The sequence below is a fragment of the Paraburkholderia sp. GAS32 genome (assembly GCF_050434225.1).
GTDB lineage: Bacteria > Pseudomonadota > Gammaproteobacteria > Burkholderiales > Burkholderiaceae > Paraburkholderia > Paraburkholderia madseniana.
Genome location: NZ_JBNPVS010000029.1, coordinates 48,191 through 70,703, shown reverse-complemented (window position 1 = coordinate 70,703; position 22,513 = coordinate 48,191). Strand labels below are relative to the sequence as shown.

Here is a 22,513-nt window from a genome sequence, read left to right as displayed (position 1 = left end):
CGTTCATCGCCTCAAACCGCGTTCGCCAGATCCGCCGCGCTCGTGAAGGAATCCGCGTAGAACTCGTCTTCCGGCAGCCCATGATGCTGGGTGAAATCGCGCTGTGCCGACTCGACCATCACCGGTGCGCCGCACGCGTACACCTGGTACGGCGACAGGTCCGGCAGGTCCTCGATCACCGCGCGATGCACGAAGCCGACGCGACCCGTCCAAGCATCGCCCGCGTCCGGTTCCGACAGCACCGGCACGAACTTGAAGTTCGGAATCTCGCGAGCCCATTGCTCGGCGATCTCGAGCAGGTACAGGTCCTTCTTGCGGCGCGCGCCCCAATAAAGCGTCATGGGCCGGTTCAGGTTTTTGAACACCGCATGTTCGACGATCGCCTTCAGCGGCGCGAAGCCCGTGCCCGAGGCCAGCAGCACGATCGGCTTGTCCGAGTCTTCACGCAGGAAGAAGGTGCCGAGCGGGGCTTCGAAGCGCAGGATGTCGCGCTCCTTTATCGTGTTGAATACGTGGTCCGTGAATGCGCCGCCCGGCATATGACGGATGTGCAATTCGATCGGGCCTTCGGTGTGCGGCGCGTTCGCCATCGAATAGCTGCGGCGTTTGCCGTCTTTCAGGATGAATTCAAGGTACTGGCCGGCCAGATATTGCAGACGCTCGTTAGCGGGCAATTGCAGCTTCAGCACGACGACGTCGTCGGCCTTGCGCTCGATCGCGTTCACGCGGCACGGCAGTTTCTTGACCTGCACGTCGCCCACGCCGGCCACTTCGCGGATATCCACTTCGAGATCGGAGCATGCCGTCGCGCAGCAGAAGAGGGCCATGCCGCGCGTCTTTTCGTCGTTCGACAAAGCCGATGACGAATGCTGACGCTGTTCGATCTGACCGCTGACCACGGTGCCTTTGCATGAGCCGCAGGCGCCGTTCTTGCAGCCGTACGGCAGACCAATGCCCTGGCGCAAGGCCGCGATCAGGACCGGTTCGTCCTGTTCCACCTGAAACTGCCGGCCGCTTTGCCGGAGCGTGACGTTAAATGCCATAGAGTGTTCGAAATCGAAAAGTCGGTAATCGTTATCGGACCCGCTGTACAACTGTGCGGTACCTGCCGCGCTTGACGGCTACAATTCGTCCACCATGAAAGCGACACGAAATTTACGCCGGCCGCGCGTGTTGATTGTTGGCTGCGGTGATGTCGGCATGCGCTGCGTGCCCCTGTTGCGGCCACGCACACATGTCTTCGCGCTCACCAGCCACACTGAACGCAGCGCCGAATTGCGCGCCGCCGGCGTCACGCCGCTGGTCGGCGACCTCGACGCACGGCGCAGCCTGAAACGGCTCGCCGGCCTCGCGCCGACGGTGCTGCATCTCGCGCCACCGCAAAAGACCGGCGATGACGACCGCCGCACCCGGGCCTTGCTCGCTACGCTGAGCGCGCGCCGTGATCGGGCGATGCGTGCCGCGCGCGGCACGGTGGCGCCGGTCGGGCGGCTGCGCCGCGGGTTGCGCAACATGAGTGCCTCATGGGCGGAATCTGAAGCAGCCAATATTGTACCCGACAGGGTGCGCTGGACCGCCGCGCCGCACGTGCCTGTGAGGCTGGTGTACGCGAGCACGACAGGCGTCTACGGCGATTGCGGCGGCGCGTGGGTCGACGAGACGCGCGCGTCGCAGCCGGCCAATGCGCGTGCCAAACGCCGCGTGTCGGCCGAGCGGCAATTGCGGCGCGCCACCGCGCGAGGCGTGGTCGCTGCCAGCATCGCGCGGATTCCGGGCATCTATGCGAGCAACCGTCTGCCGCTCGCGCGGCTGGAAAAGCGCACGCCCGCCTTGGTCGACGCAGACGACGTCTACACCAACCATATCCATGCCGACGATCTGGCCGCGATCCTCGTGCGTCTCGCCACACGCGGGCGGCCGGGGCGCGTGATTCACGCGTCCGACGATACGTCGCTGAAAATGGGAGAGTACTTCGATGCAGTGGCCGATGCGTTCGGTCTCGAGCGCGCGCCTCGCATCACGCGCGCGGAGGCGGAGCAGCAGATCGAGCCGACCTTGCTGTCCTTCATGCGCGAATCGAGGCGGCTCGTGAACCGGCGCCTCAAAGAGGAGTTGCGTGTGCGCTTGCAGTATCCAAGCGTCGAGGATTTTCTGCGCATGCGGCCCGAACGGAGCGCCACTGTGCCACATGCCGAAGCAAAAGCGCGCGGCTGAGAAAACACGCGATCAGGCGATGGGTCTCAACGCGTTCAGCCGCGAACAACAAACCGCCGGGCCGTGCATCTCCCGGCGATACTCCGCGCGCGCCGGCCTCTGCGCCAGCCGCGCGCGCCCCCGTTGGTTTACGTCAGCGCCGGCAATGCCTCCAGCAACAGGAAACACAGCATTGCGCCGATTAGCGCGCCGATCAGGTTCGGATGATATTTATGCCGCAGCCGCATCATGACCAGCAGTCCGCCAATCAGAACCAGGCCGAGGCACACGAAAGCGATCATCACATACGAAATCGCGATGGTGTCGTGGATGACCATGGCGCCCCTCCTTGAACTCTTTGTAGTCTTTGTTTAAACGAGTATAGGGCGAGTTGTAAGCAAGAGCATGCTGCGATGCAGCGTGCAATCAGGTGTCCGCCGGGGCTTGTGTGCGGGGGCGCACACCATTCTCCTGACGCATCAAGGCTCTAAAGGGGACCTACCTGTTTACCCGCTCCGTAAAGATCCGAGGTCGGTTTCATCGAGCCATTGCCACGCGCCTTCCGCGAGCGTCGCGGGCAATGCGAGTCCGCCGATCCGCTCGCGATGCAGCGCTTCGCAACGGTTGCCCGCAGCCGCGATCATCCGCTTGACCTGGTGATATTTGCCTTCCATCACGGTGAGGGCCAGCGCGTGCTCACCGCGCGCCTCTACGTCGACGGCGATGATCGGCTTGGGCTCGCCGTGCAGCAAGACGCCGTCGCGCAAGGCACGCAACTGGGCATCGTCGATGGGATGGCGAGTAGTCGCAATGTACAGCTTCGGCACTTTGCGTTTGGGCGACGTGAACATGTGCACGAACTTGCCGTCGTCGGAGAGCAGCAGGAGGCCGGTCGTGTCCTGATCGAGGCGGCCCACGCACTGCACGCCGCGTTCGGCGAACTGCGGCGGCAGCAGGCTGAACACGCTCAGATGATGCTGCGGATCGCGTGAACATTCATAGCCGGCAGGTTTGTTCAGCAACAGATAGGCGTGCTCGCGATACGGCCAGACGACCCCGTCCACGCTGAAGCAGAACGTGCTGTCATCGGTTGGGAAATCGGCGTCGGCATCGGCGCAGACTGAGCCGCCTATGCTCACGCGGCCGTCGCCGATCAGTGCCCGGCATTGGCGGCGCGAGCCGAAACCTTGTGTGAAGAGGATGCTTTCGAGATTCATGGCGAGCGAAGAATAACACCGCAAGAAGCGGAGCGCCGCGCTGCGCCATAGCGACCACGATGGTCTCCCACATCCCGTCGCAGGAGTTCATCGATGCACGCCGCTTCCTCTTCGTCGTCTTCATCCGCGATTCGCTTGCCGGCCGCATTCCAGCGGCTCGCATGGTCGAATCTGGTCGCGCAATCGGCTGAGCAGATCAGCCTTGCCGCCGCGCCGCTCGTCGCCGTGTTCGCGCTTGGCGCCGGCGCACGCGAGACCGGTCTGCTGCAAACCGCACAGACGTTGCCGTTCCTGTTGTTGTCGATTCCGCTCGGCGTATGGGCCGACCGCCGCTCGCGCCGCACGTTGATGACGCTCGCCGAAAGCGTGCGCGTGATCGCGATGTTGTGCGTGCTGTTGCTCCTGATGACGCATGCGCTGAGCTTGCCGCTGCTCGCCGCGCTCGGCTTCATTGCCGCGACCGGTACGGTTGCATATAACGTTGCGGCGCCTTCGCTGGTGCCCTCGATTGTGCCGCGCGAGGCGTACGCCCAGGCCAACGGCCGGCTCGAACTGGCGCGTAGCGTCGCGTATTCGGCGGGACCGGCGCTCGGCGGACTGCTGGTCGGCTGGGTCGGCGCGGGATGGGCGTATGGCTGCGCGGCCGGGCTATCGGCGCTGGCCGTCGCATTGCTCGCGGGGCTGCGCGAACCGCCGCGAGCGGCTGCTCCCCAGCGTCACTTCCTGCTGGAACTGCGTGACGGTACGCGCTTCGTGCTGCGCGACGCGCTACTGCGTCCGATGCTGGCCACCGCGATCTTCTTCAACCTCGGTTTTTTCGTGCTGCAGGCGGTATATGTGCCGTATGCCGTGCATCGGTTGGGCTTGAGCGCTTCGATGGTCGGCGTGACGCTCGGCGCGTACGGCGTCGGCATGGTGTGCGGCGCGCTCGCCGCACCGGCCATTGCGCGGCGTCTCGCGTTCGGCCGTGTGCTGATCATCGGACCGTCGTGCGGTTTGCTTGCTTCGCTCGTGATGGTGGCGACGATCGTCACGCCGTCGTTCTGGCTCGCGATGCTGAGCTTCTTCCTGCTCGGCGCCGGACCGATTCTGTGGGTGGTCGGCTCGACCACGCTGCGTCAGGCGATCACGCCTGAACGGATGATGGGCCGCGTCTCGGCGCTCAACAGCACCGCGACCTATGGCGCGCGGCCGTTGGGCGCGTTGCTTGGCGCGGCGATCAGCGCGCGCTGGGGGATGGACGCGTGTCTGGTTGCGGCTGCGGCGGCCTTCTTCGTGCAGGCGCTGATCATCGTCATGTCGCCGGCGGCGCGGCTCGCGCACATTCCGGAGGGCGCAGCAGTCGCGCAATGAAAACTGGTTTTCATCGGATGGCCGCGTTGCATGCCGACGTGCCTGTGGGCGTCCGTGAAAACCCTCGAAAATGAAAATGAATTTTTTTCAGCGAGATTTCTATGTAAATATACTTTCATGCATTTTGCTTACATCCCGAAGGAAGTCCTCTTTGAGGACAGTTACCAGGCCGCCTTGCTCGCATGATCCATCACTCGTCCGTCGCTTCGAACCCCGCCGAGCAGGCCATCGCCGCGCGCATCGCCGCGGCGATGCCAACTCTCACGCCGATCCATCGGCGCATGGGCGAATACGTGCTGGCGAATCTGTTCCGCGCGGCGACCATGCGGATCGACGAACTGGCGAGCGTGGTCGGTGCGTCGGTGGCGACGGCGAATCGCTTCGCCCGCGCGCTCGGCTTCGACGGTTATCCGCAGTTTCGGGAAGCGCTCGTTCGCGGTTTCGAAGCGACGCTCGCGCCGGTCGAGCGGCTGCGTAGCGCGCAGGAATCGCTTGCTTCCGGCGACGATCTGATTGACGCGTCGCTCGAACAGGCCGCTACCAATCTGCAATCCACGCGTTCCGCGATCGATAGCGCCGCCGCCGAGGCCGCCGTAGAAGCGATCATTTCCGCGCGTCGCGTCTTCGTGCTCGGCGCCGGTTCAAGTGCGTTCCTCGCGGGCCTGATGGAGCACGGCCTGATGCCGTATCACGACAACGTGCAGTCGCTCGCGTTCGTCGGCGGACCGTCGCATGCCGCGCGGCGTCTGTTCTCCTCGAATGAAGGCGATCTGGTGATCGGGATCGCGTTTCCGCGTTACGTCGAAGACACGATCGAACTCGCGCGGCGCGCGGCAAGTCGCGGGGCACGTGTGCTTGCGCTGACCGACAGCCCGCGCTCGCCGCTCGCGCAATTCGCCGATCTCTCGCTCTATATCCGCTCCGAACGGCGGCTCGCGGCCAATGCCGATTCAGCCGTGCTGGCCGTTATTGAAGCGCTGTGCGACGCGGTCGCCTACCGGGCGAAACGCTCGGTGAAGGCTGCCGCCGAAGTCACCGAATTCGTGCTGCCGTGGCTCACAGATCCGCAAGCGGCTGTCGCCAGCACTGTTGATCAACCCGCGCGCGTTTCTACCCGCACCACCCGCACTACCAAAGCCAAAAAATGAACACCAACGCAGTCATTGCCATTCACGGCGGGGCAGGCACGATCCTGCGCGCGTCGATGTCGGCCAGCGCCGAAGCCGACTATCACGCTGCCTTGCACGCTGTGCTGAGCGCCGGACAGCGCGTGCTCGCCGACGGCGGCAGCGCGCTCGATGCCGTCAGCGAAGCCGTGCGTTTGCTCGAAGACTGTCCGCTCTTCAACGCGGGCCGCGGCGCGGTCTACACAGCGGCCGGCACGCATGAACTCGACGCAGCCATCATGGATGGCAGCACGCTCGACGCCGGCGCGATCTGCTGCGTGACGCGCGTACGCAATCCGATTCTGGCGGCACGCCGCGTACTCGAACGCAGCGAACACGTGTTGTTTACGGGCGAAGGCGCCGAAGCCTTCGCGGCCGCGCAAGGGCTCGAATTCGTCGAGCCTGAGTATTTCCACACCGAAGCGCGCTATCGCCAATGGCAACTCGCACGCGGTCAACAGCGCGCAATGCTCGATCACGACGGCGCGACGCTGGCCTCCGCGCCATCGTCGAGCGACGACGATCCCACGCCGCATGAGCCGATTGATCCAAATCGCAAGTTCGGCACCGTCGGCGCGGTCGCGCTCGACCAGCATGGCCACGTGGCGGCCGCGACATCGACTGGCGGTGTCACCAACAAGCAGGTGGGCCGGGTCGGCGATACGCCGCTGATCGGTGCGGGCTGTTACGCGGACGACGCAACCTGCGCGGTCTCGACCACTGGTTCCGGCGAGATGTTCATGCGCATGGTGGCTGCCTACGACGTCGCGGCGCAGATGGCGTACCGCAACGTCTCGCTCGAAGAAGCAGCGCACGACGTGGTGATGAACCGTTTGCCGAAGATCGAAGGACGCGGCGGTCTGGTCGCCGTCGATGCACGCGGCAACGTCACGCTGCCGTTCAACACCGAGGGCATGTATCGCGGTTTCGCGCGAATCGGCGAGACGCCGGTGACGGCGATCTATCGCTGATGCGGTCTTGCTGCGTCGTCGCTTGAACTGCCGCTTGAGTTGCCGCTTAAGTTTTCGTTTGAACCACCGCTAGCCGCGTTCGAATCCAAAGGAACCATCGTGCCGACTTCATCGCACACCGCTCGTCCGCTTATCGAAACCTTGCCGCCGCAACGCGTGCTTGCGGTCGACGATCTGTCGGTCGCATTCCGCAGCGGCGACAAGACCGTCAACGCGGTGCGCAATCTCTCGCTGACGGTCGAGCGTGGCGAGACGCTGGCGATCGTCGGCGAATCGGGTTCGGGAAAATCGGTGACATCGCTCGCCCTGATGCGGCTGATCGAGCATGGCGGTGGGCGCCTTGCCGGCGGCAGCATCGCTTTCCGGCGCCGCGACGGCAGCGTGCTCGACCTCGCGAAAGCGTCGTCCGGCACGATGCGTTCGATTCGCGGCGCCGACATCGCGATGATCTTCCAGGAACCGATGACCTCGCTGAATCCGGTGTTCACGGTGGGTGATCAGATTAGCGAAGCGATTGCCTTGCATCAAGGGAAGAGCCGTTCTGCCGCGCATGCCGAAACGCTGCGTCTGCTCGAACTCGTGCGCATTCCGGAAGCGCGCCGGGTGGCCGCACGTTTTCCGCATCAGCTATCCGGCGGTATGCGCCAACGCGTGATGATCGCGATGGCGCTGTCGTGTAAGCCCGCACTGTTGATCGCCGACGAGCCGACCACGGCGCTCGACGTCACGATCCAGGCGCAGATCCTGCAATTGATTCGCGGCCTGCAAGACGAGATGAACATGGGCGTGATCTTCATCACGCACGACATGGGTGTGGTGGCCGAGGTGGCCGATCGCGTGCTGGTGATGTATCGCGGCGAGAAAGTGGAAGAGGGAGCCTCGGATACGCTGTTCGCCGCGCCGTCGCATCCTTATACGAAGGCATTGCTTGCGGCGGTCCCGCGCCTTGGCGCAATGCAGGGCACCGATCAGCCCGCCAAGTTTCCGATTCTGACCGTCGAGCAGGCGGCGCTCACCGGCACCGACGAAGCCGTTCGTCCCGCAGCCGCCGTCGCACAAGAAAACCAACCGCTGGTCCACGACAGCACGCCGCCGATTCTGCGCGTGCGCGATCTGGTCACGCGCTTTCCGGTCAAGAGCGGTGTGTTCGGGCGTTTGACGGGCCGCGTGCATGCGGTCGAGAAAGTCAGCTTCGATCTGCGCCCGGGTGAAACGCTCGCGCTGGTCGGCGAATCAGGTTGCGGTAAATCGACGACCGGCCGTTCATTGCTGCGCCTCGTCGAAAGCCAGAGCGGCTCGATCGAATTCGACGGCAAGGAAATCAGCTCGCTTACAGGCCCTGCGTTGCAAGCGCTGCGCCGAAATATCCAGTTCATTTTCCAGGACCCGTTTGCTTCGCTGAATCCGCGCTTGACGGTCGGCTTCTCGATCATGGAGCCGCTGCTTGTGCACGGCGTCGCTCAAGGCGCGGAAGCCCAGGCACGCGTTGCGTGGCTGCTCGAAAAGGTCGGCCTGCCACGCGAGGCCGCAGGCCGCTATCCGCACGAATTTTCGGGCGGACAACGGCAACGCATTGCGATTGCGCGTGCGCTGGCATTGAATCCGAAAGTCGTCATCGCCGACGAATCCGTCTCGGCGCTGGACGTCTCCGTGCAGGCGCAGATCGTCAACCTGATGCTCGATCTGCAGCGCGAACTCGGCGTTGCGTATCTGTTCATTTCGCATGACATGGCGGTGGTGGAGCGTGTCAGCCATCGCGTGGCGGTGATGTATCTCGGCCAGATCGTCGAGATCGGTCCGCGCCGCGCGGTGTTCGAAGCGCCGCAGCACCCGTACACGAAGAAGCTGATGGGGGCGGTGCCGGTCGCCGATCCGGCGCGCCGTCACGCGAAACGCATGCTCGCCGCCGATGAGATTCCAAGCCCGATCCGCGCGCTGAACGACGAACCGAGCGTGGCGCCGCTGATTGCGGTCGGACCAGACCATTTCGTGGCTCAGCATCGGGTCGGCGGGGCTTACTAGATAGACGGGATAGACGCCGCATACCCGTGCGCAGACCTGAACCGCTCGCTAAACCTGAAGCGAAACCATTTTCTCTCGCAGCACATAACCCTGTTTCAATTCGCAGCCTGGAGCCAACCTCATGAACCTGCTGGTCCCGTCTTCTCCGTTTCGTTTGCGCGCGCTGATCAGCGGCGGCGCGGTGGTGTTCGCGATGCTCGCGGGCAGTGTGGCGCACGCCGATACGACGGCCGTGATGGCCGTTGCGTCGACCTTCACGACACTCGATCCGTACGATGCTAACGACACGCTGTCGCAGGCCGTCGCCAAGTCGTTCTATCAAGGTCTGTTCGGTTTCGACAAGGACATGAAGCTGGTCAACGTGCTGGCAGACAGCTACGAAGCGAGTCCGGATGCCAAGGTCTACACGTTCAAGCTGCGTCACGGCGTGAAGTTCCAGGACGGTACCGACTTCAACGCCGCGGCAGTGAAAGCGAACTTCGACCGCGTGACCGATCCGGCGAACAAGCTCAAGCGCTACAACATGTTCAACCGTATCGAGAAGACCGAAGTGGTCGATCCGTACACGGTGAAGATCACCCTGAAGGCGCCGTTCTCGGCGTTCGTCAACGTGCTGGCGCATCCGTCGGCGGTGATGATTTCGCCTGATGCGCTGAAGAAGTACGGCAAGGACATCGCCTTCCATCCGGTCGGTACAGGTCCGTTCGAACTGGTGAAGTGGGACCCGGCCGGCGACCTGACCGTGAAGAAGTTCGCGGGCTACTGGAAGAAGGGTTACCCGAAGGTCGATGCGATCGACTGGAAACCGGTGGTCGACAACAACACGCGTGCTGCGTTGATGCGCACCGGTGAAGCGGACTTCGCGTTCCAGGTGCCGTTCGAACAGGCGGCGCAATTGCAGTCGAGCCCGAAGGTCGATCTGATTGCTTCGCCGTCGATCATCCAGCGCTATATCAGCATGAACGTCAACCAGAAGCCGTTCGACAATCCGAAGGTGCGTGAAGCGCTGAACTACGCGGTCAATAAGGATGCGTTGATCAAGGTCGCGTTTGCCGGGTACGCGACGCCGGCTGAGGGCGTGGTGCCGCAAGGCGTCGAGTACGCGACGAAGCTCGGCCCCTGGCCGTACGATCCGGCGAAGGCGCGTGAGTTGCTGAAGGACGCGGGTTATCCGAACGGTTTCGAAACGACACTGTGGTCCGCGTATAACTACTCGACCGCGCAGAAGGTGATTCAGTTCGTGCAGCAGCAACTGGCGCAAGTCGGCATCAAGGCACAGGTTGAAGCGCTCGAAGCGGGTCAACGCGTCGCCAAGGTGGAAAGCGCCCAGGATCCGGCGACCGCCCCGGTGCGGATGTACTACGCGGGCTGGTCGTCGTCGACGGGCGAAGCGGACTGGGCGATCACGCCGCTGCTCGGGTCGGTCTCGTTCCCGCCGAAGATGGTCAACACCGCGTACTACAAGAACGACACGGTCGATACCGATCTGAAGCAGGCGCTCGAAACCACCGACCGCACGCAGAAGGCCACGCTCTACACCGACGCGCAAAAACGCATCTGGGCCGACGCGCCGTGGATCTTCCTCGTCAAGGAGAAGGTTGTGTACGCGCGCAGCAAGCGTTTGTCGGGCGCCTATGTCGCGCCGGACGGTTCGTTCAACTTCGACGAGATCGCGATCAAGTGATGAGCTGACCGTTCGGCGCTGTGTGTTCTTCGCGAACGCACGGGCCGGACGGTCGCATACTGCGCTGAAAGATCTATCGTTGCCCGCATCATTGCCGGATTGGGTTTCATGCTGAACTTCCTCGTCAAACGTATCTTTGGCCTGCTGCCGACGCTCTTCATCGTCGCCGTGCTGGTGTTCCTGTTCGTGCATCTGTTGCCCGGTGATCCGGCGCGCCTCGCGGCCGGTCCCGAAGCGGATGAGGCGACCGTTGCGCTGGTGCGTGCCGATCTCGGCCTCGACAAGCCGATGCCGCAGCAATTCGCCAACTTCTTCGTGAAGATCGCGCACGGCGACTTCGGCACGTCCACGCGCAGCAAGCGGCCGGTCAGCCAGGAAATCGGCGAGCGCTTCATGCCGACGTTGTTGCTTACGCTCGCGAGCATGGTGTGGGCGGTGGTGCTCGGCATGGGAATCGGTATCGTCTCGGCGGTGTGGCGTAATCGCTGGCCGGACCGGCTTGGCATGACGCTGGCGGTGTCGGGTATTTCGTTTCCCGCGTTCGCGCTCGGCATGCTGCTGATGGAGATCTTTTCGGTGAAGCTCGGCTGGCTGCCGATCGTCGGCGATGGGTCGTGGAAGAGCTACGTGCTGCCGTCGCTCACGCTCGGCGCGGCGGTGGCGGCGGTGATGGCGCGCTTCACGCGTGCTTCGTTCGTCGAGGTGATGAATGAAGATTTCGTGCGTACCGCACGCGCCAAGGGTGTGCCCGAATGGCTCGTGATCGTCAAACACTGCCTGCGCAACGCGATGATTCCTGTCATCACGATGATGGGGCTGCAATTCGGCTTTCTTCTGGGCGGCTCGATCGTGGTCGAAGTGGTGTTCAACTGGCCGGGGCTCGGACGCCTGCTGGTGGACGCCGTGGCGATGCGCGACTATCCGGTGATTCAAGCGGAAGTGCTGCTGTTCTCGCTTGAGTTCATCATCATCAACCTGGTGGTGGACGTGCTGTACGCCGTCATCAACCCGACCATCCGTTTCAAGTGAGGCCCGCATGAGCATCTCAGTCACCGAGGCGAATGCGGCCAAGTCCGCCCTCGTAGAAAACGCGATCCGCACACCGTGGAGTGAATTCTGGCGCAAATTCCGTAAGCAGCATGTGGCGCTCGGCGCCGGCATTTTCGTGCTGCTGCTGGTTGCGGTTGCGATTCTCGCGCCGCATATCGTGCCGTACGATCCGGAGAATTTCTTCGACTACGACGCGTTGAACGCGGGCCCTTCGGCCGCGCACTGGTTCGGCGTCGATTCGCTGGGCCGCGATATTTTCAGCCGCATTCTGGCCGGTTCGCGTATTTCGCTCGAGGCCGGTTTTCTGTCGGTGGCGATCGGCGCGGTGATCGGTACGTTCTTCGGTTTGCTGGCCGGTTACTACGAAGGCTGGTGGGACCGCATCACGATGCGCGTTGCCGATGTGCTGTTTGCCTTTCCCGGCATTCTGCTGGCGATCGGTGTGGTCGCAATCCTCGGCAACGGCATGATCAATGTGATCTGCGCGGTGGCGATTTTCAGCATCCCAGCGTTTGCGCGGCTCGTGCGCGGCAATACGCTGATGCTCAAACAACTCACCTATATCGAAGCGGCGCGCAGTATCGGCGCATCGGACTGGACCATCATCGTGCGGCATATTCTGCCGGGGACGATTTCGTCGATCGTGGTGTACTTCACGATGCGGATCGGTACGTCGATCATCACGGCGGCGAGCCTGTCGTTTCTCGGACTCGGCGCGCAACCGCCGATGCCGGAGTGGGGCGCGATGCTCAACGAAGCGCGTGCGGATATGGTCACCGCGCCGCATATCGCGCTGTTTCCGAGTCTGGCGATTTTCCTCACCGTGCTGGCATTCAATCTGCTCGGCGACGGTTTGCGCGATGCACTCGATCCGAAGCTCGACCGGCCATGAGTTTGACTGAAACGGCAGGTGAAAGCGCACCGCATATCGGCGTGTTACCGAGCGGCCCACGTGGAACGATTGCCGATGTAGGAGGCGTGACGGTCGGACATTGCACGCTGGATGAAGGCGCTGTGCAAACCGGCGTGACCGTGATTCGTCCGCATCGTGGCGATCCTTTTGTGAGCAAGGTGCCTGCTGCGGCTTCTGTGATCAACGGGTTTGGGAAAAGCATCGGGCTCGTGCAGGTTGAGGAGCTCGGCGTGTTGGAGAGCCCCATTGCGTTGACCAATACCTTTGGCGTTGCTGCTGTCGCACAAGCGCAGATTCGCGCGGCTATTCAAGCCAATCCGAAAATCGGACGCGAATGGTCGACGGTCAATCCGCTGGTGTTCGAATGTAATGATGGATACCTGAACGATATTCAGGCTTTGGCGGTAAGCGAACGGCATTACAACGACGCGTATGAGGCGGCAAGCGTCGACGTTGCAAGCGGTTCGGTCGGCGCAGGCCGAGGTATGTCCTGCTTCGATCTGAAAGGTGGGATCGGCAATGCGTCGCGTGTTGTTGACGTAGCAGGGCAGACTTATACGGTCGGCGCGCTGGTGCTGGCGAACTTTGGTCGCCTGCCGATGTTGACGATCGACGGCGCGCCGCTCGGTCGCGTGCTCGCCGAACGCGCGGCCGCATCAGCCACCTCCACGGCCTCAGCAACCTCCTCAAAACCCGAACAAGGCTCGATCATCATGATCGTCGCCACCGACGCGCCGCTCGACGCGCGTCAACTCAAGCGTCTGTCATTGCGCGCCGCGGCCGGTCTCGCACGAACCGGTTCGGTGTACGGCCACGGCAGCGGCGACATCGCGTTGGCGTTTTCAACGGCCTACACCGTGCCGCACGAATCCGACTTTGTCGCCTTGCCACCCGTGCTCGCCGACGCACGCCTCGATCCGCTATTCCGTGCCTGCGCGGACAGCGTCGAGCAAGCGATCATGGATGCACTATGGAGCGCCACGTCGGTGACGGGCCGCGACGGACATCGTCGCCTGTCGCTGCACGACGCCGTATCCGACCTCGCTCAACTTCTCAAGTAATCTTCCTGATGAAAGTCCTGATTTCCGTCGACATCGAAGGCGTGGCCGGTGTGTTCCATCCTGAACAAACGCGCGCGGGCAACGGTGAATACGAAGCCGCGCGCCGCTGGATGACGCTCGAAGCCAACGCTGCAATCGAAGGTGCATTCGCGGGCGGCGCGACGCACGTGTGGGTCAACGATTCGCATGGCGGCTTTCGCAACCTGCTGCCCGATCTGCTCGATGGGCGTGCACAGATCGTGCTCGGCAAACCGCGCACGCTTGGCATGATGGCCGGCCTTGAATACGGCGCGGCGCTGGTGTTCATGATCGGCTACCACGCGAGGTCGCAAACGCACGGCATTCTCGCGCACACGATCAACAGCTCTGCGTTCGCGCGTGTTTCGCTAAACGGCGTCGAAGTCGGCGAGGCGGGATTGTACGGCGCGCTGGCGGAAGAATATGGCGCACAGGTAGCGCTTTTATCCGGCGACGATGTATTCGCCGAGGAAACCGCGCCGCGTTTTCCCGGCGCGCGTTTCGTGGTCACCAAGAGCGCGACGGGGCACGCGAGCGGCGTCACGCAAACACCGGCAAGCGCTCGCGACGCGATCGAAACTGCCGCGCGCGAAGTGGTGCGGCACTACATCGACAACGGGCATGCGCCGCAAGCCACGCGCGCTGCCGCGAAGCCCGTCGAATGCGAGTTGCGTGTGCAAACCAGCGCGCTTGCCGATCTGTTCTGCCAATGGCCGACGCTCACGCGTATCGACGCTGTCACGTTGCGCTTTGGCGCGGAGTCGGCGGAACATGTGGTGCGCATGCTGAACTGTCTGTCGGCGATGTCGTTCATGCTGCGCTGAGCAGTGTGACCGAGGGCGTGACCGGCGACAGCCTACTGCTGCCGGCTCAACTCCCGCGCTGCGCGATCGATCACATCCGCAACCGCGCCCGCATGCGACACCGGCACGAGATGGCTCGATGAGATCGGCACGATCTTCGCGCCCATCCGGTTGGCCATGAACTGTTCGACTTCGGGCGATATCGCACGGTCTCTCGTCGTCACGATGTACCACGAAGGCTTTTCGCGCCACGCGACCTGACTGACCGTTTCGCTGAAGGCCCTGGCCGAGATTGGCTGTTGCGCGGCGGAGAGCACGCGCGTCAGATTCTCGGGCACGTCGGCGGCGAAGTCGGCGTGATATTTGCTGCGGTCGAGCCAAAGAAAGCCTGTGGAATCCGCGGTGATGGCTTGACCCGCCGGCGCCGGCGCCGCGCGCTTCATCAGGTCCATCGTAGATTCGTGCAGGTCCGGTGCGATCGCCGCCACATAGACGAGACCGGCGACGTTCGGCGCGTTCGCGCCCGCCTCGGTGATTACGACACCGCCCCACGAATGTCCTACGAGGATGGTCGGACCATTCTGGCGCGCGAGAACACGACGGGTGGCGGCGACATCGTCGGCGAGCGACGTGAGCGGATTCTGCACCGAACTCACGTGATAACCCTTCTGCTGCAATTTCGCGACCACACCGTTCCAGCTCGACCCGTCGACGAACGCGCCATGAACCAGCACGACGTTGCGTACGGGGCCGGTCATCGGCGCTGCGCGAGGTTTGGCGGCACTCGCCGTTGGCGCAGCGGGTGCTGAGGGCGTGGGGGCGGTGGCGGCAGGCGTCGCGGGTACTACGGCCGGTGCGGCGGGCGGCGGTGGCGGCTCCGGTGCTTCCGGTGCGCTCGACTCCATGCCAGGCATGTCGGCCGGTTCGGCGGCGGGTTCTGCCGTGGGCGCCGCGGTTTGCGCGAGGGCACTCGCCGCAGCGAAGCAGAGACACAAAGCAGCGGCGCAAAGCAGACGTTTGGGCAACATATTGAATCTCCGAAGGCAGAAACCTCGACTAGGGCAACATACAGAAGCCCCACGCCAGTGACAATCACTATCCTCGCCGTTAAGTGCGGCGCAGAACCAAGCACGGGTTGCTCCCAGTATTTAGGGAATATCGGCCGCGGTAAAATTTCAGGTTCTGCCCGGGCAGACCATAAGTCTGATCGGGCGATCGATATCCATACACTGGGGCGCAATTTTGAATAGTGCACAGCAGCAAGATGGCCTGAAGCGCGGGCTTAAGAATCGTCACATCCAGTTGATCGCGCTGGGCGGGGCGATCGGCACGGGCCTGTTTCTCGGCTCCGCCAGCGTGTTGAAGGCCGCCGGTCCGTCGATGATTCTCGGCTACGCGATCGGCGGCATCATCGCCTTCATGATCATGCGCCAGCTCGGCGAAATGGTCGCGCAGGAACCGGTTGCCGGTTCGTTCAGCCACTTCGCGTACAAGTATTGGGGTGATTTTCCCGGTTTTCTGTCCGGCTGGAACTACTGGGTGCTGTACGTGCTCGTGAGCATGGCCGAGCTGACCGCGGTCGGCACCTACGTGCATTACTGGTGGCCGGGCGTGCCCACGTGGGTATCGGCGCTGGTGTGCTTCGCCGTCATCAACGCGATCAATCTCGCCAACGTCAAAGCGTACGGCGAAACCGAATTCTGGTTTGCGATCATCAAGGTGGTGGCGGTGATCGGCATGATCCTGTTCGGCGGCTATCTGCTGATCAGCGGCCATGGCGGTCCGCAAGCGTCGATCACCAATCTCTGGGCCGACGGCGGCTTTTTCCCGCACGGTTTTCATGGCCTGTTCATGATGCTCGCGGTCATCATGTTTTCGTTCGGCGGGCTTGAGCTGATCGGCATTACGGCCGCTGAAGCGGCCGATCCGCAAAAGAGCATTCCGAAAGCCGTGAATCAGGTGATCTACCGGATTCTGATTTTCTACATCTGCTCGCTGGCGGTGCTGCTTTCGTTGTATCCGTGGAATCAGGTCGCGGCCGGTGGCAGCCCGTTCGTGATGATCTTCTCGCAGATCGGCTCGACGCTGACCGCGAACATCCTCAACGTGGTGGTGCTGACCGCGGCGCTGTCGGTGTACAACAGCGGCGTGTATGCGAATAGCCGCATGCTCTACGGTCTCGCGGAACAGGGCAATGCGCCGCGTGCGCTGATGAAGGTCGACCGGCGCGGCGTGCCCTATATGGCGATTGGTTTGTCGGCGCTCGCCACGTTCACCTGCGTGATCGTCAACTATCTGATTCCGGCCGAAGCGCTCGGCCTGCTGATGTCGCTGGTGGTGGCCGCGCTGGTGCTGAACTGGGCGCTGATCAGCCTGACGCATCTGAAGTCACGCAAGGCGATGGTGGCGGCGGGCGAGACGCTCGTGTTCAAGTCGTTCTGGTTCCCGGTCAGTAACTGGATCTGCCTCGCTTTCATGGCGCTGATTCTCGTGATTCTGGCCATGACGCCGGGCCTGTCGGTTTCGGTATGGCTCGTGCCCGCGTGGCTGGTCGTGATGTGGCTCGGCTACGTGTTCAAGCGCCGGCGTGCATCAATGCATGGCGGCGCGCAGGTGGCAGGGCGGTAAGGCAGATATTGGGCGCCGGCGCCGTTGGCGTCGGACCGCCCAATGTCGAGAAGCGCTTCAATATCCGGCGGAGCGTCACATATTGCTTGGGCAATTATTGCCTAAGCTGATCAGCCGCGTCGACAGATCGCGGAAATGACATGGCATGGCATGTGTGCGGATCAAGAGGTCGAGTACCAGCCACATTTATCGTCACTCGCTATTGCGCAACCGCCGTACGACAACCCGGGTGACTATTTTGACGAGATCGGAAAGTCGCAAATCAGGTGGATACATCCCCATTCAGTTCCTCATCCGTATCGTCCAAAGCCGTATCTTCCGCGACGTATATTCCGTACGCGACCATTCGCCGATATAGCGTGGCGCGCGAAATTCCGAGGGCCGTCGCCGTTTCTCCCGGCCGGTGATCGTGGCTTAGCAAAGCGGTTTCGATCGCACTGCGCTCGGCTTGTTCGCGTATACGGTCGAGCGTCATCCTTTCTCCGGCCGGCTGCGATTCGAGGTCGAGATCACGGGGTGTCAGCAGCCTGCCTTCGGCCATGACCAGCGCATGGCGCACGCGATTGATCAACTCGCGCACGTTCCCCGGCCAGTGGTAGCTGCACATGGCGTCGATGGCCGATGGCGTGAAGCCGTGAATCTTGTGGGTGCTATCGGTCTTGTACTTCTGCAGGACGTAGTGCGCGAGGATTTCGATGTCCTTGCCGCGTGCGCTCAGCGGCGGTTCGTTGATGCGCAGCACGCACAGGCGATGGAACAGGTCGGTGCGGAAGCGGCCAGCGAGTATCGCGGCTTCGAGGTCGACGTGGGTCGCTGAGATGATGCGTATGTCGACGGGAATCGATTCGTTGCCACCGAGCCGTTCAATTTTGCCTTCCTGCAGAAAGCGCAGCAGGCCCGCCTGGGCTTCGAACGGCATGTCGCCGATTTCATCGAGAAACAGGGTGCCCCCGTTCGCCGACTCGATGCGGCCAATCCTGCGCCCGTCCGCGCCTGTGAACGCGCCACGCTCATAGCCGAACAGTTCAGACTGCAAAAGATGATGCGGAATCGCGCCGCAATTGATCGCAACGAAAGGCGCTTTGCGGCGCGGCGAGCATCTGTGAATCGCGAGGGCGGTGAGTTCTTTTCCGGTACCTGATTGGCCGGAGATGAACACGCTGGCGTTCGTATTGGCGAACTTGCGGATGGTGCTGTAAAGCTGCTGCATGGCTTCGCAGGTGCCCACCATCGTACTGTCATCCGTGAGCAGGGTATCGGCGGCCGTATCGACGTAATCCAATGCCGCCATGCCTCGCGCGTGCCCGAGCGCATGCGAAATCCACTCGGGAGGCAGCGGCAGCGTGACGTAGTCGAAACAAAAATTGCGAATCAGTTCGCGAACCGCCTTGCTTGCCGTTTGGCCTTCAGCAGCGATTGCCACCCAGCCGATCGCAGTCTGGCTCAGACATGCCTTGAGGGTAGGAAAGTCGCGCGGCGTGAAACCGTCGAAATCGATGAGACCGGCGGCGACGCCTGATTTTTTCGTCGCAGCCTCGGCGCCGGCGGCGGTTTTCGCCACGACGACTTCCCAGCCGGCTGAGCGCATCTCCGCGAGGAGCGCGTTGTTAGGTGCGCGAGCAACGCAGATCACACGCCGCAGGGTGTCCGACTGGGGCGAGGGCGTGGACTGCGTTGAGTCGGCCGTCACGCAGGCACTCGTTTGGAATTGGTCAGGTGATTTTGGCATGATATTCCCCCTTGCCGTCTTTCTTATTTCATTGCCCGCCTGAAAATCGGCAGCGCAACGACGTCCGTCGCTTCGATGCTACTCGCTGCGGACGCCGCAAACAAAGAATCTTGATGCTGCGGCTACAGCGCGGTACGCAAAACTTCTATACAGGGATAACGTCCCGACTCGCCGGTGGACAAATGCGCACTTATACCGAGGAAATAAGATTCGAAACGCGTCGCCGATGACCGACGCGCGCAGTGCCGTCTCGTGTTTCCCTGGCAGTGCAACTCGCTCGACCACCTGCTAGCCGCCACTCAAAGTGGGGAGGAGAACCCGGTAGATGTGGATAAACGCCGGCCCCAGCAGGACGGTGAGAAGGGCAGGAAAGATGCAGAAAATGAGCGGAAATAGTAGTTTCAGCGCGATTTTCGATGCCTGTTCTTCGGCGCGCGTCCGGCGGCGTGAGCGCAGCGTGTCCGAAAGCACGCGCAACGAGGCGCCGATGCTGGTGCCGAAACGTTCGGCCTGAACCAGCATTGCGCAAAAGGAATCGACATCCTCGACACCGGTGCGCAAAGCAAGATTGCGTAACGCCTTCTCCTTGGCAAACCCGGAGCGCATTTCGAGCAGCATCAGTTGGAGTTCGCTGGCGACCACCGGGCTGCGCAGTTCGATTTCTCCCGCCACTTTCATCAACGCCGCGTCGAGGCTGAGGCCCGCTTCGACGCACACTGTTAGCAGGTCGAGCGCGTCGGGAAAATCTTCGAAAATTGCCCGCTTGCGCCATGCAATGCGGCGCGTCAGCACGAAATTCGGCAGGTAGTAGCCGATCGCGCCGAGCAGGGCGAGCAGGGACAGCAACACGTACTGCTGCGTCGCGAGCGAGGTATTGGCCAGCCACGTAAGTGCAATCAGCGGCAGCGCGAGCGCGAGCAGCGTTTTCGCGGCGAAATAGAGTGCGGCGGCCCCCTGCGTGCGCCAACCCGCATTCATCATTTGCACGCGTAGTGCCGAGTTTTCCCAGCCCTCAGTCGGGATCGACAGTTTCGAAATCGGCTGCGAAATCTCGGCGAGCTTTTCGAGCCATGCCGAGCCTGACGGCATGGTGCCGGGGTCGGACATGGGGAGGGTGGTCCCGCCTGCCTGTTCGATACGCCGACGCATATCGCGCGGCGAGAATAGCAGCATTGCGGCGAATACCGCGCCGAACACCACGGCGAAAAGGCCGACCAGCAACAGCATATGCATTGAGTCGAGCGTTTGCATGACAGCTCCTTAATTTCCTGATCTGCGGCGCGTGTGCGAAAAGTGCAATCAGACGCGAATTTTCACGATGCGCCGCATCCACAGCACGCCGCATAACATGGAGAACACCACTGTCTCGACGACCTTGAGGCCGGCCGGGTCCTGCCACAGCACTTCGAGGAACGTGGGGTTAAGGACCATCATGAACCCCGCGGTGACAAAGGGCAGCAGGCCAAGTATCCACGCCGACAACTTGCCCTCGGCAGACAGCACGCGGATCTTGTCGAACAGCTTCATACGTTCGCGGATCAGCGTTGCAATGCTGTCCAGTATCTCCGCGAGATTGCCGCCCGTCTCCCGCTGAATGAGGACGGCGATCACGAAGTAACGCAGATCGCGGATCGGCACGCGCGTCGCGAGATTCATCAAGGCCTCGTTCAGTGAGACGCCGTAGTTGATTTCGTCGAAGGTGATGCGGAATTCACCCCCCATCGGCTCGGCGAATTCGGTGCCGACCATGCCGATTGCGCTAGAGAACGCATGTCCTGCGCGTAGCGCGCGGCTAATCATGTCGGCGACGTCAGGCAACTGGCGTTCAAGTTGGCGCAGCCGCTTGCTACGCCGCCGGCTCACATGGAGGAACGGCAGCACTGATGCGGACAAGGCGCCGAGCGCGGCGATCGTCGTCGGTACGGGCGTGAGCGTGGCGAGAGCGAGCACGGTGGCAGGCAGAACGAAAGTCGTACCGATCAACCGCGCAATCGACCACTTGAGCCCGGATTGCTGGATCCACAAGTCGAGCGTCTGGATGCGAGGCAGTTGCATCAGCAGCTTGTCGAGCAGTGCCGACTCACTCAACATGCGCTGCTTCAGGATCGTCAAGCGTTCCTTATGAACCTGGCCGCCGGCGGATAGTGCGCGGATACGCGATTCGATCCGGCGGGCGGCAGGGCCGTGACGATTGTTCCACCACTGGTAACCGCCCTCGAGCGCGAGCACGACAGCGAGGAACAGCAGGATGGCGAATGCATAAAAGATCGGGGTCATGCGTGTCTCCTGAGACCGCAGAGAGTCAATGAGCGGATCGGGTCAGCCGGATCACGTGGTTTCGAAATGCCGTCCGGGATCGTAGATAGCGTCAGGCAATGCAATGCCGAACGCCTGCAAGCGCTCGGCGAATTTGGGCCGCACGCCGGTCGCGCAAAACCGCCCGCGCACGTTGCCGTTCTCGTCCATGCCGGTTCGCTTGAACGTGAAGATTTCCTGCATGTTGATGATGTCGTCCTCCATGCCGGTGATCTCCTGAATGCTAACGATCTTGCGTTTGCCGTCAGTCAGCCGGGCAGCCTGGATCACGACCGAGATGGCCGATGAAACTTGCTGGCGCATGGTTTTCGTCGGCAGCGACAGGCCCCCGAGGTTGATCATGTTTTCGAGGCGAGTCAGTGCATCGCGCGGGGTATTCGCGTGGATGGTGGCGAGCGATCCTTCGTGACCGGTGTTCATCGCGTTGAGCATGTCGAGCGCCTCGGCGCCGCGCACCTCACCGAGGATGATGCGATCAGGCCGCATCCGCAGGGCATTGCGCACCAGCGTGCGCTGCGTGATCTCGCCGCGCCCTTCGATGTTGGGCGGCCGCGTTTCGAGTCGCAGCACGTGCTGCTGCCGCATTTGCAGTTCCGCCGCGTCTTCGATCGTCACAATGCGCTCATCGTCCGGTATGAAGCCGGACAGGACATTGAGCAGCGTCGTCTTGCCGCTGCCGGTCCCTCCCGACACCAGGATGTTCACCTTCGCGCGCGCCAGCGCTTCGAGTACTTCCGCCATCGGCGGCGTGAGGCTCTGCAACTGGACCAGGTCGGAGACTTGCAGCGGATTGACCGCGAAGCGCCGGATCGAGAGCAGCGGTCCGTCGACCGCGGATGGCGGAATGATTGCATTGACCCGTGAGCCATCTGGAAGACGGGCGTCGACCATCGGGCTCGATTCATCGATCCGCCGTCCGACGCGCGACACGATCTTCTCGATCACCTTCATGAGGTGCGCGTCATCGTAGAACGTCACGTCGGTCAGTTCGAGCCGGCCTTTGCGTTCGACGTAGGTGTGCTTGTATGTGTTGACCAGAATGTCGGATATCGTCGGATCGCGCAGCAGGCTTTCCAGAGGACCGAACCCGAACATCTCGTCATGGACGTCGATCACCAGCTGCCGGCGTTCGAGATCGTTGGCCGGCGCTTTCTCTTCTTCGAGAATGCGCGTAATGAGCCCGCCGATTTCGTGACGGATCTGCTCGGAAGGCATTCGCGCCAGACGTTCCAGTTCGACTCGCTCGAGCACGCACTGATGTATTTCCCGTTTCAGTTTCTGGTAAGCACTCCGCGCCATTTGGTTCGGCGAGTACTGTGCGTTTTCGCGTTCGCCGAACGGCTGCACGCGTTGAGCGGAAATCTGTTCACGCAGCGACATGATGGTCTC

General features: G+C 62.6%; 19 protein-coding genes. 11 read left to right on the top strand and 8 right to left on the bottom strand.

Features of this window, described 5'->3' with window-relative positions:
- Positions 1-11: 11 nt before the first annotated feature.
- Positions 12-1,043: a CDP-6-deoxy-delta-3,4-glucoseen reductase gene (locus P3T25_RS29950; RefSeq protein WP_154560828.1), complete on the bottom strand. Its 1,032-nt coding sequence runs from the start codon at positions 1,041-1,043 to the stop codon at positions 12-14.
- Positions 1,044-1,137: 94 nt separating this feature from the next.
- Between P3T25_RS29950 and P3T25_RS29945 the strand changes: the two genes are divergently transcribed.
- Complete coding sequence (locus tag P3T25_RS29945; RefSeq protein WP_429360493.1) at positions 1,138-2,214, top strand: SDR family NAD(P)-dependent oxidoreductase; 1,077 nt, start codon at positions 1,138-1,140, stop codon at positions 2,212-2,214.
- Positions 2,215-2,342: 128 nt separating this feature from the next.
- Here P3T25_RS29945 and P3T25_RS29940 read toward each other — a convergent pair whose 3' ends face one another.
- Together P3T25_RS29940 and P3T25_RS29935 are read right to left on the bottom strand one after the other, a co-directional pair.
- Entirely contained in the window at positions 2,343-2,531 is a 189-nt protein-coding gene (locus P3T25_RS29940) for a hypothetical protein (RefSeq protein ID WP_154560830.1), read from the bottom strand.
- Between the two features lie 168 nt (positions 2,532-2,699).
- Entirely contained in the window at positions 2,700-3,410 is a 711-nt protein-coding gene (locus P3T25_RS29935) for a pseudouridine synthase (RefSeq protein ID WP_266237521.1), read from the bottom strand.
- A gap of 93 nt (positions 3,411-3,503) precedes the next feature.
- Between P3T25_RS29935 and P3T25_RS29930 the strand changes: the two genes are divergently transcribed.
- The 9 genes from P3T25_RS29930 to P3T25_RS29890 all read left to right on the top strand — a co-directional run bounded on the left by P3T25_RS29930 (position 3,504) and on the right by P3T25_RS29890 (position 14,472).
- A complete protein-coding gene (locus P3T25_RS29930) occupies positions 3,504-4,763 on the top strand; it encodes an MFS transporter (RefSeq protein WP_429360491.1) in 1,260 nt (419 codons plus the stop codon).
- A gap of 182 nt (positions 4,764-4,945) precedes the next feature.
- Positions 4,946-5,911: a MurR/RpiR family transcriptional regulator gene (locus P3T25_RS29925; RefSeq protein WP_154560833.1), complete on the top strand. Its 966-nt coding sequence runs from the start codon at positions 4,946-4,948 to the stop codon at positions 5,909-5,911.
- On the top strand, positions 5,908-6,900 hold the full coding sequence (locus P3T25_RS29920; RefSeq protein ID WP_154560834.1) for an isoaspartyl peptidase/L-asparaginase family protein: 993 nt from the start codon (positions 5,908-5,910) through the stop codon (positions 6,898-6,900). The genes P3T25_RS29925 and P3T25_RS29920 overlap by 4 nt, the downstream gene beginning before the upstream one ends.
- 99 nt (positions 6,901-6,999) lie before the next feature.
- Positions 7,000-8,922, top strand: coding sequence for a dipeptide ABC transporter ATP-binding protein (locus P3T25_RS29915; protein WP_168435719.1), 1,923 nt, complete (start codon positions 7,000-7,002; stop codon positions 8,920-8,922).
- A 121-nt stretch (positions 8,923-9,043) separates the two neighbouring features.
- Complete coding sequence (gene gsiB / locus P3T25_RS29910; RefSeq protein ID WP_154560835.1) at positions 9,044-10,606, top strand: glutathione ABC transporter substrate-binding protein GsiB; 1,563 nt, start codon at positions 9,044-9,046, stop codon at positions 10,604-10,606.
- 108 nt (positions 10,607-10,714) lie between these two features.
- Positions 10,715-11,635: a glutathione ABC transporter permease GsiC gene (gene gsiC, locus P3T25_RS29905; RefSeq protein ID WP_154560836.1), complete on the top strand. Its 921-nt coding sequence runs from the start codon at positions 10,715-10,717 to the stop codon at positions 11,633-11,635.
- 7 nt (positions 11,636-11,642) lie between these two features.
- The gene (gene gsiD / locus P3T25_RS29900) at positions 11,643-12,548 is read left to right on the top strand and encodes a glutathione ABC transporter permease GsiD (RefSeq protein WP_154560837.1); all 906 of its coding nucleotides are present in this window, start codon (positions 11,643-11,645) and stop codon (positions 12,546-12,548) included.
- Complete coding sequence (locus tag P3T25_RS29895; RefSeq protein ID WP_429360487.1) at positions 12,545-13,630, top strand: P1 family peptidase; 1,086 nt, start codon at positions 12,545-12,547, stop codon at positions 13,628-13,630. Before gsiD ends, P3T25_RS29895 begins: the two co-directional genes overlap by 4 nt.
- Before the next feature lie 8 nt (positions 13,631-13,638).
- Positions 13,639-14,472, top strand: a complete 834-nt coding sequence (locus P3T25_RS29890; RefSeq protein WP_429360485.1) for a M55 family metallopeptidase — start codon at positions 13,639-13,641, stop codon at positions 14,470-14,472.
- A 32-nt stretch (positions 14,473-14,504) separates the two neighbouring features.
- On the opposite strand, the gene P3T25_RS29885 is transcribed toward P3T25_RS29890, so the two are convergent.
- Positions 14,505-15,479 (bottom strand): alpha/beta fold hydrolase, encoded by a 975-nt coding sequence (locus tag P3T25_RS29885; protein WP_429360483.1) that lies wholly within the window; start codon positions 15,477-15,479, stop codon positions 14,505-14,507.
- Positions 15,480-15,693: 214 nt separating this feature from the next.
- On the opposite strand from P3T25_RS29885, the gene P3T25_RS29880 reads away from it, so the two are divergent.
- Positions 15,694-17,079: an amino acid permease gene (locus P3T25_RS29880; protein ID WP_429360481.1), complete on the top strand. Its 1,386-nt coding sequence runs from the start codon at positions 15,694-15,696 to the stop codon at positions 17,077-17,079.
- Positions 17,080-17,341: 262 nt separating this feature from the next.
- Here P3T25_RS29880 and P3T25_RS29875 read toward each other — a convergent pair whose 3' ends face one another.
- The 4 genes from P3T25_RS29875 to P3T25_RS29860 all read right to left on the bottom strand — a co-directional run bounded on the left by P3T25_RS29875 (position 17,342) and on the right by P3T25_RS29860 (position 22,504).
- Positions 17,342-18,811: a sigma-54 dependent transcriptional regulator gene (locus P3T25_RS29875; protein WP_372342685.1), complete on the bottom strand. Its 1,470-nt coding sequence runs from the start codon at positions 18,809-18,811 to the stop codon at positions 17,342-17,344.
- Positions 18,812-19,096: 285 nt separating this feature from the next.
- On the bottom strand, positions 19,097-20,059 hold the full coding sequence (locus tag P3T25_RS29870; RefSeq protein ID WP_154560843.1) for a type II secretion system F family protein: 963 nt from the start codon (positions 20,057-20,059) through the stop codon (positions 19,097-19,099).
- 48 nt (positions 20,060-20,107) lie between these two features.
- The gene (locus tag P3T25_RS29865; protein ID WP_171926122.1) at positions 20,108-21,085 is read right to left on the bottom strand and encodes a type II secretion system F family protein; all 978 of its coding nucleotides are present in this window, start codon (positions 21,083-21,085) and stop codon (positions 20,108-20,110) included.
- 51 nt (positions 21,086-21,136) lie between these two features.
- Positions 21,137-22,504 (bottom strand): CpaF family protein, encoded by a 1,368-nt coding sequence (locus tag P3T25_RS29860; RefSeq protein WP_429360478.1) that lies wholly within the window; start codon positions 22,502-22,504, stop codon positions 21,137-21,139.
- Positions 22,505-22,513: the final 9 nt, after the last annotated feature.

Bases quoted from the DNA above. Each gene is read 5' to 3' on its own strand.
- P3T25_RS29890 (WP_429360485.1), top strand. From the start codon at position 13,639: ATGAAAGTCCTGATTTCCGTCGACATCGAAGGCGTGGCCGGTGTGTTC.
- P3T25_RS29860 (WP_429360478.1), bottom strand. From the start codon at position 22,504: ATGTCGCTGCGTGAACAGATTTCCGCTCAACGCGTGCAGCCGTTCGGC.
- P3T25_RS29950 (WP_154560828.1), bottom strand. From the start codon at position 1,043: ATGGCATTTAACGTCACGCTCCGGCAAAGCGGCCGGCAGTTTCAGGTG.
- P3T25_RS29930 (WP_429360491.1), top strand. From the start codon at position 3,504: ATGCACGCCGCTTCCTCTTCGTCGTCTTCATCCGCGATTCGCTTGCCG.
- P3T25_RS29920 (WP_154560834.1), top strand. From the start codon at position 5,908: ATGAACACCAACGCAGTCATTGCCATTCACGGCGGGGCAGGCACGATC.
- P3T25_RS29935 (WP_266237521.1), bottom strand. From the start codon at position 3,410: ATGAATCTCGAAAGCATCCTCTTCACACAAGGTTTCGGCTCGCGCCGC.
- P3T25_RS29870 (WP_154560843.1), bottom strand. From the start codon at position 20,059: ATGCAAACGCTCGACTCAATGCATATGCTGTTGCTGGTCGGCCTTTTC.
- P3T25_RS29945 (WP_429360493.1), top strand. From the start codon at position 1,138: ATGAAAGCGACACGAAATTTACGCCGGCCGCGCGTGTTGATTGTTGGC.
- gsiB (WP_154560835.1), top strand. From the start codon at position 9,044: ATGAACCTGCTGGTCCCGTCTTCTCCGTTTCGTTTGCGCGCGCTGATC.
- P3T25_RS29940 (WP_154560830.1), bottom strand. From the start codon at position 2,531: ATGGTCATCCACGACACCATCGCGATTTCGTATGTGATGATCGCTTTC.
- P3T25_RS29895 (WP_429360487.1), top strand. From the start codon at position 12,545: ATGAGTTTGACTGAAACGGCAGGTGAAAGCGCACCGCATATCGGCGTG.
- P3T25_RS29925 (WP_154560833.1), top strand. From the start codon at position 4,946: ATGATCCATCACTCGTCCGTCGCTTCGAACCCCGCCGAGCAGGCCATC.
- gsiD (WP_154560837.1), top strand. From the start codon at position 11,643: ATGAGCATCTCAGTCACCGAGGCGAATGCGGCCAAGTCCGCCCTCGTA.
- P3T25_RS29885 (WP_429360483.1), bottom strand. From the start codon at position 15,479: ATGTTGCCCAAACGTCTGCTTTGCGCCGCTGCTTTGTGTCTCTGCTTC.
- P3T25_RS29865 (WP_171926122.1), bottom strand. From the start codon at position 21,085: ATGACCCCGATCTTTTATGCATTCGCCATCCTGCTGTTCCTCGCTGTC.
- gsiC (WP_154560836.1), top strand. From the start codon at position 10,715: ATGCTGAACTTCCTCGTCAAACGTATCTTTGGCCTGCTGCCGACGCTC.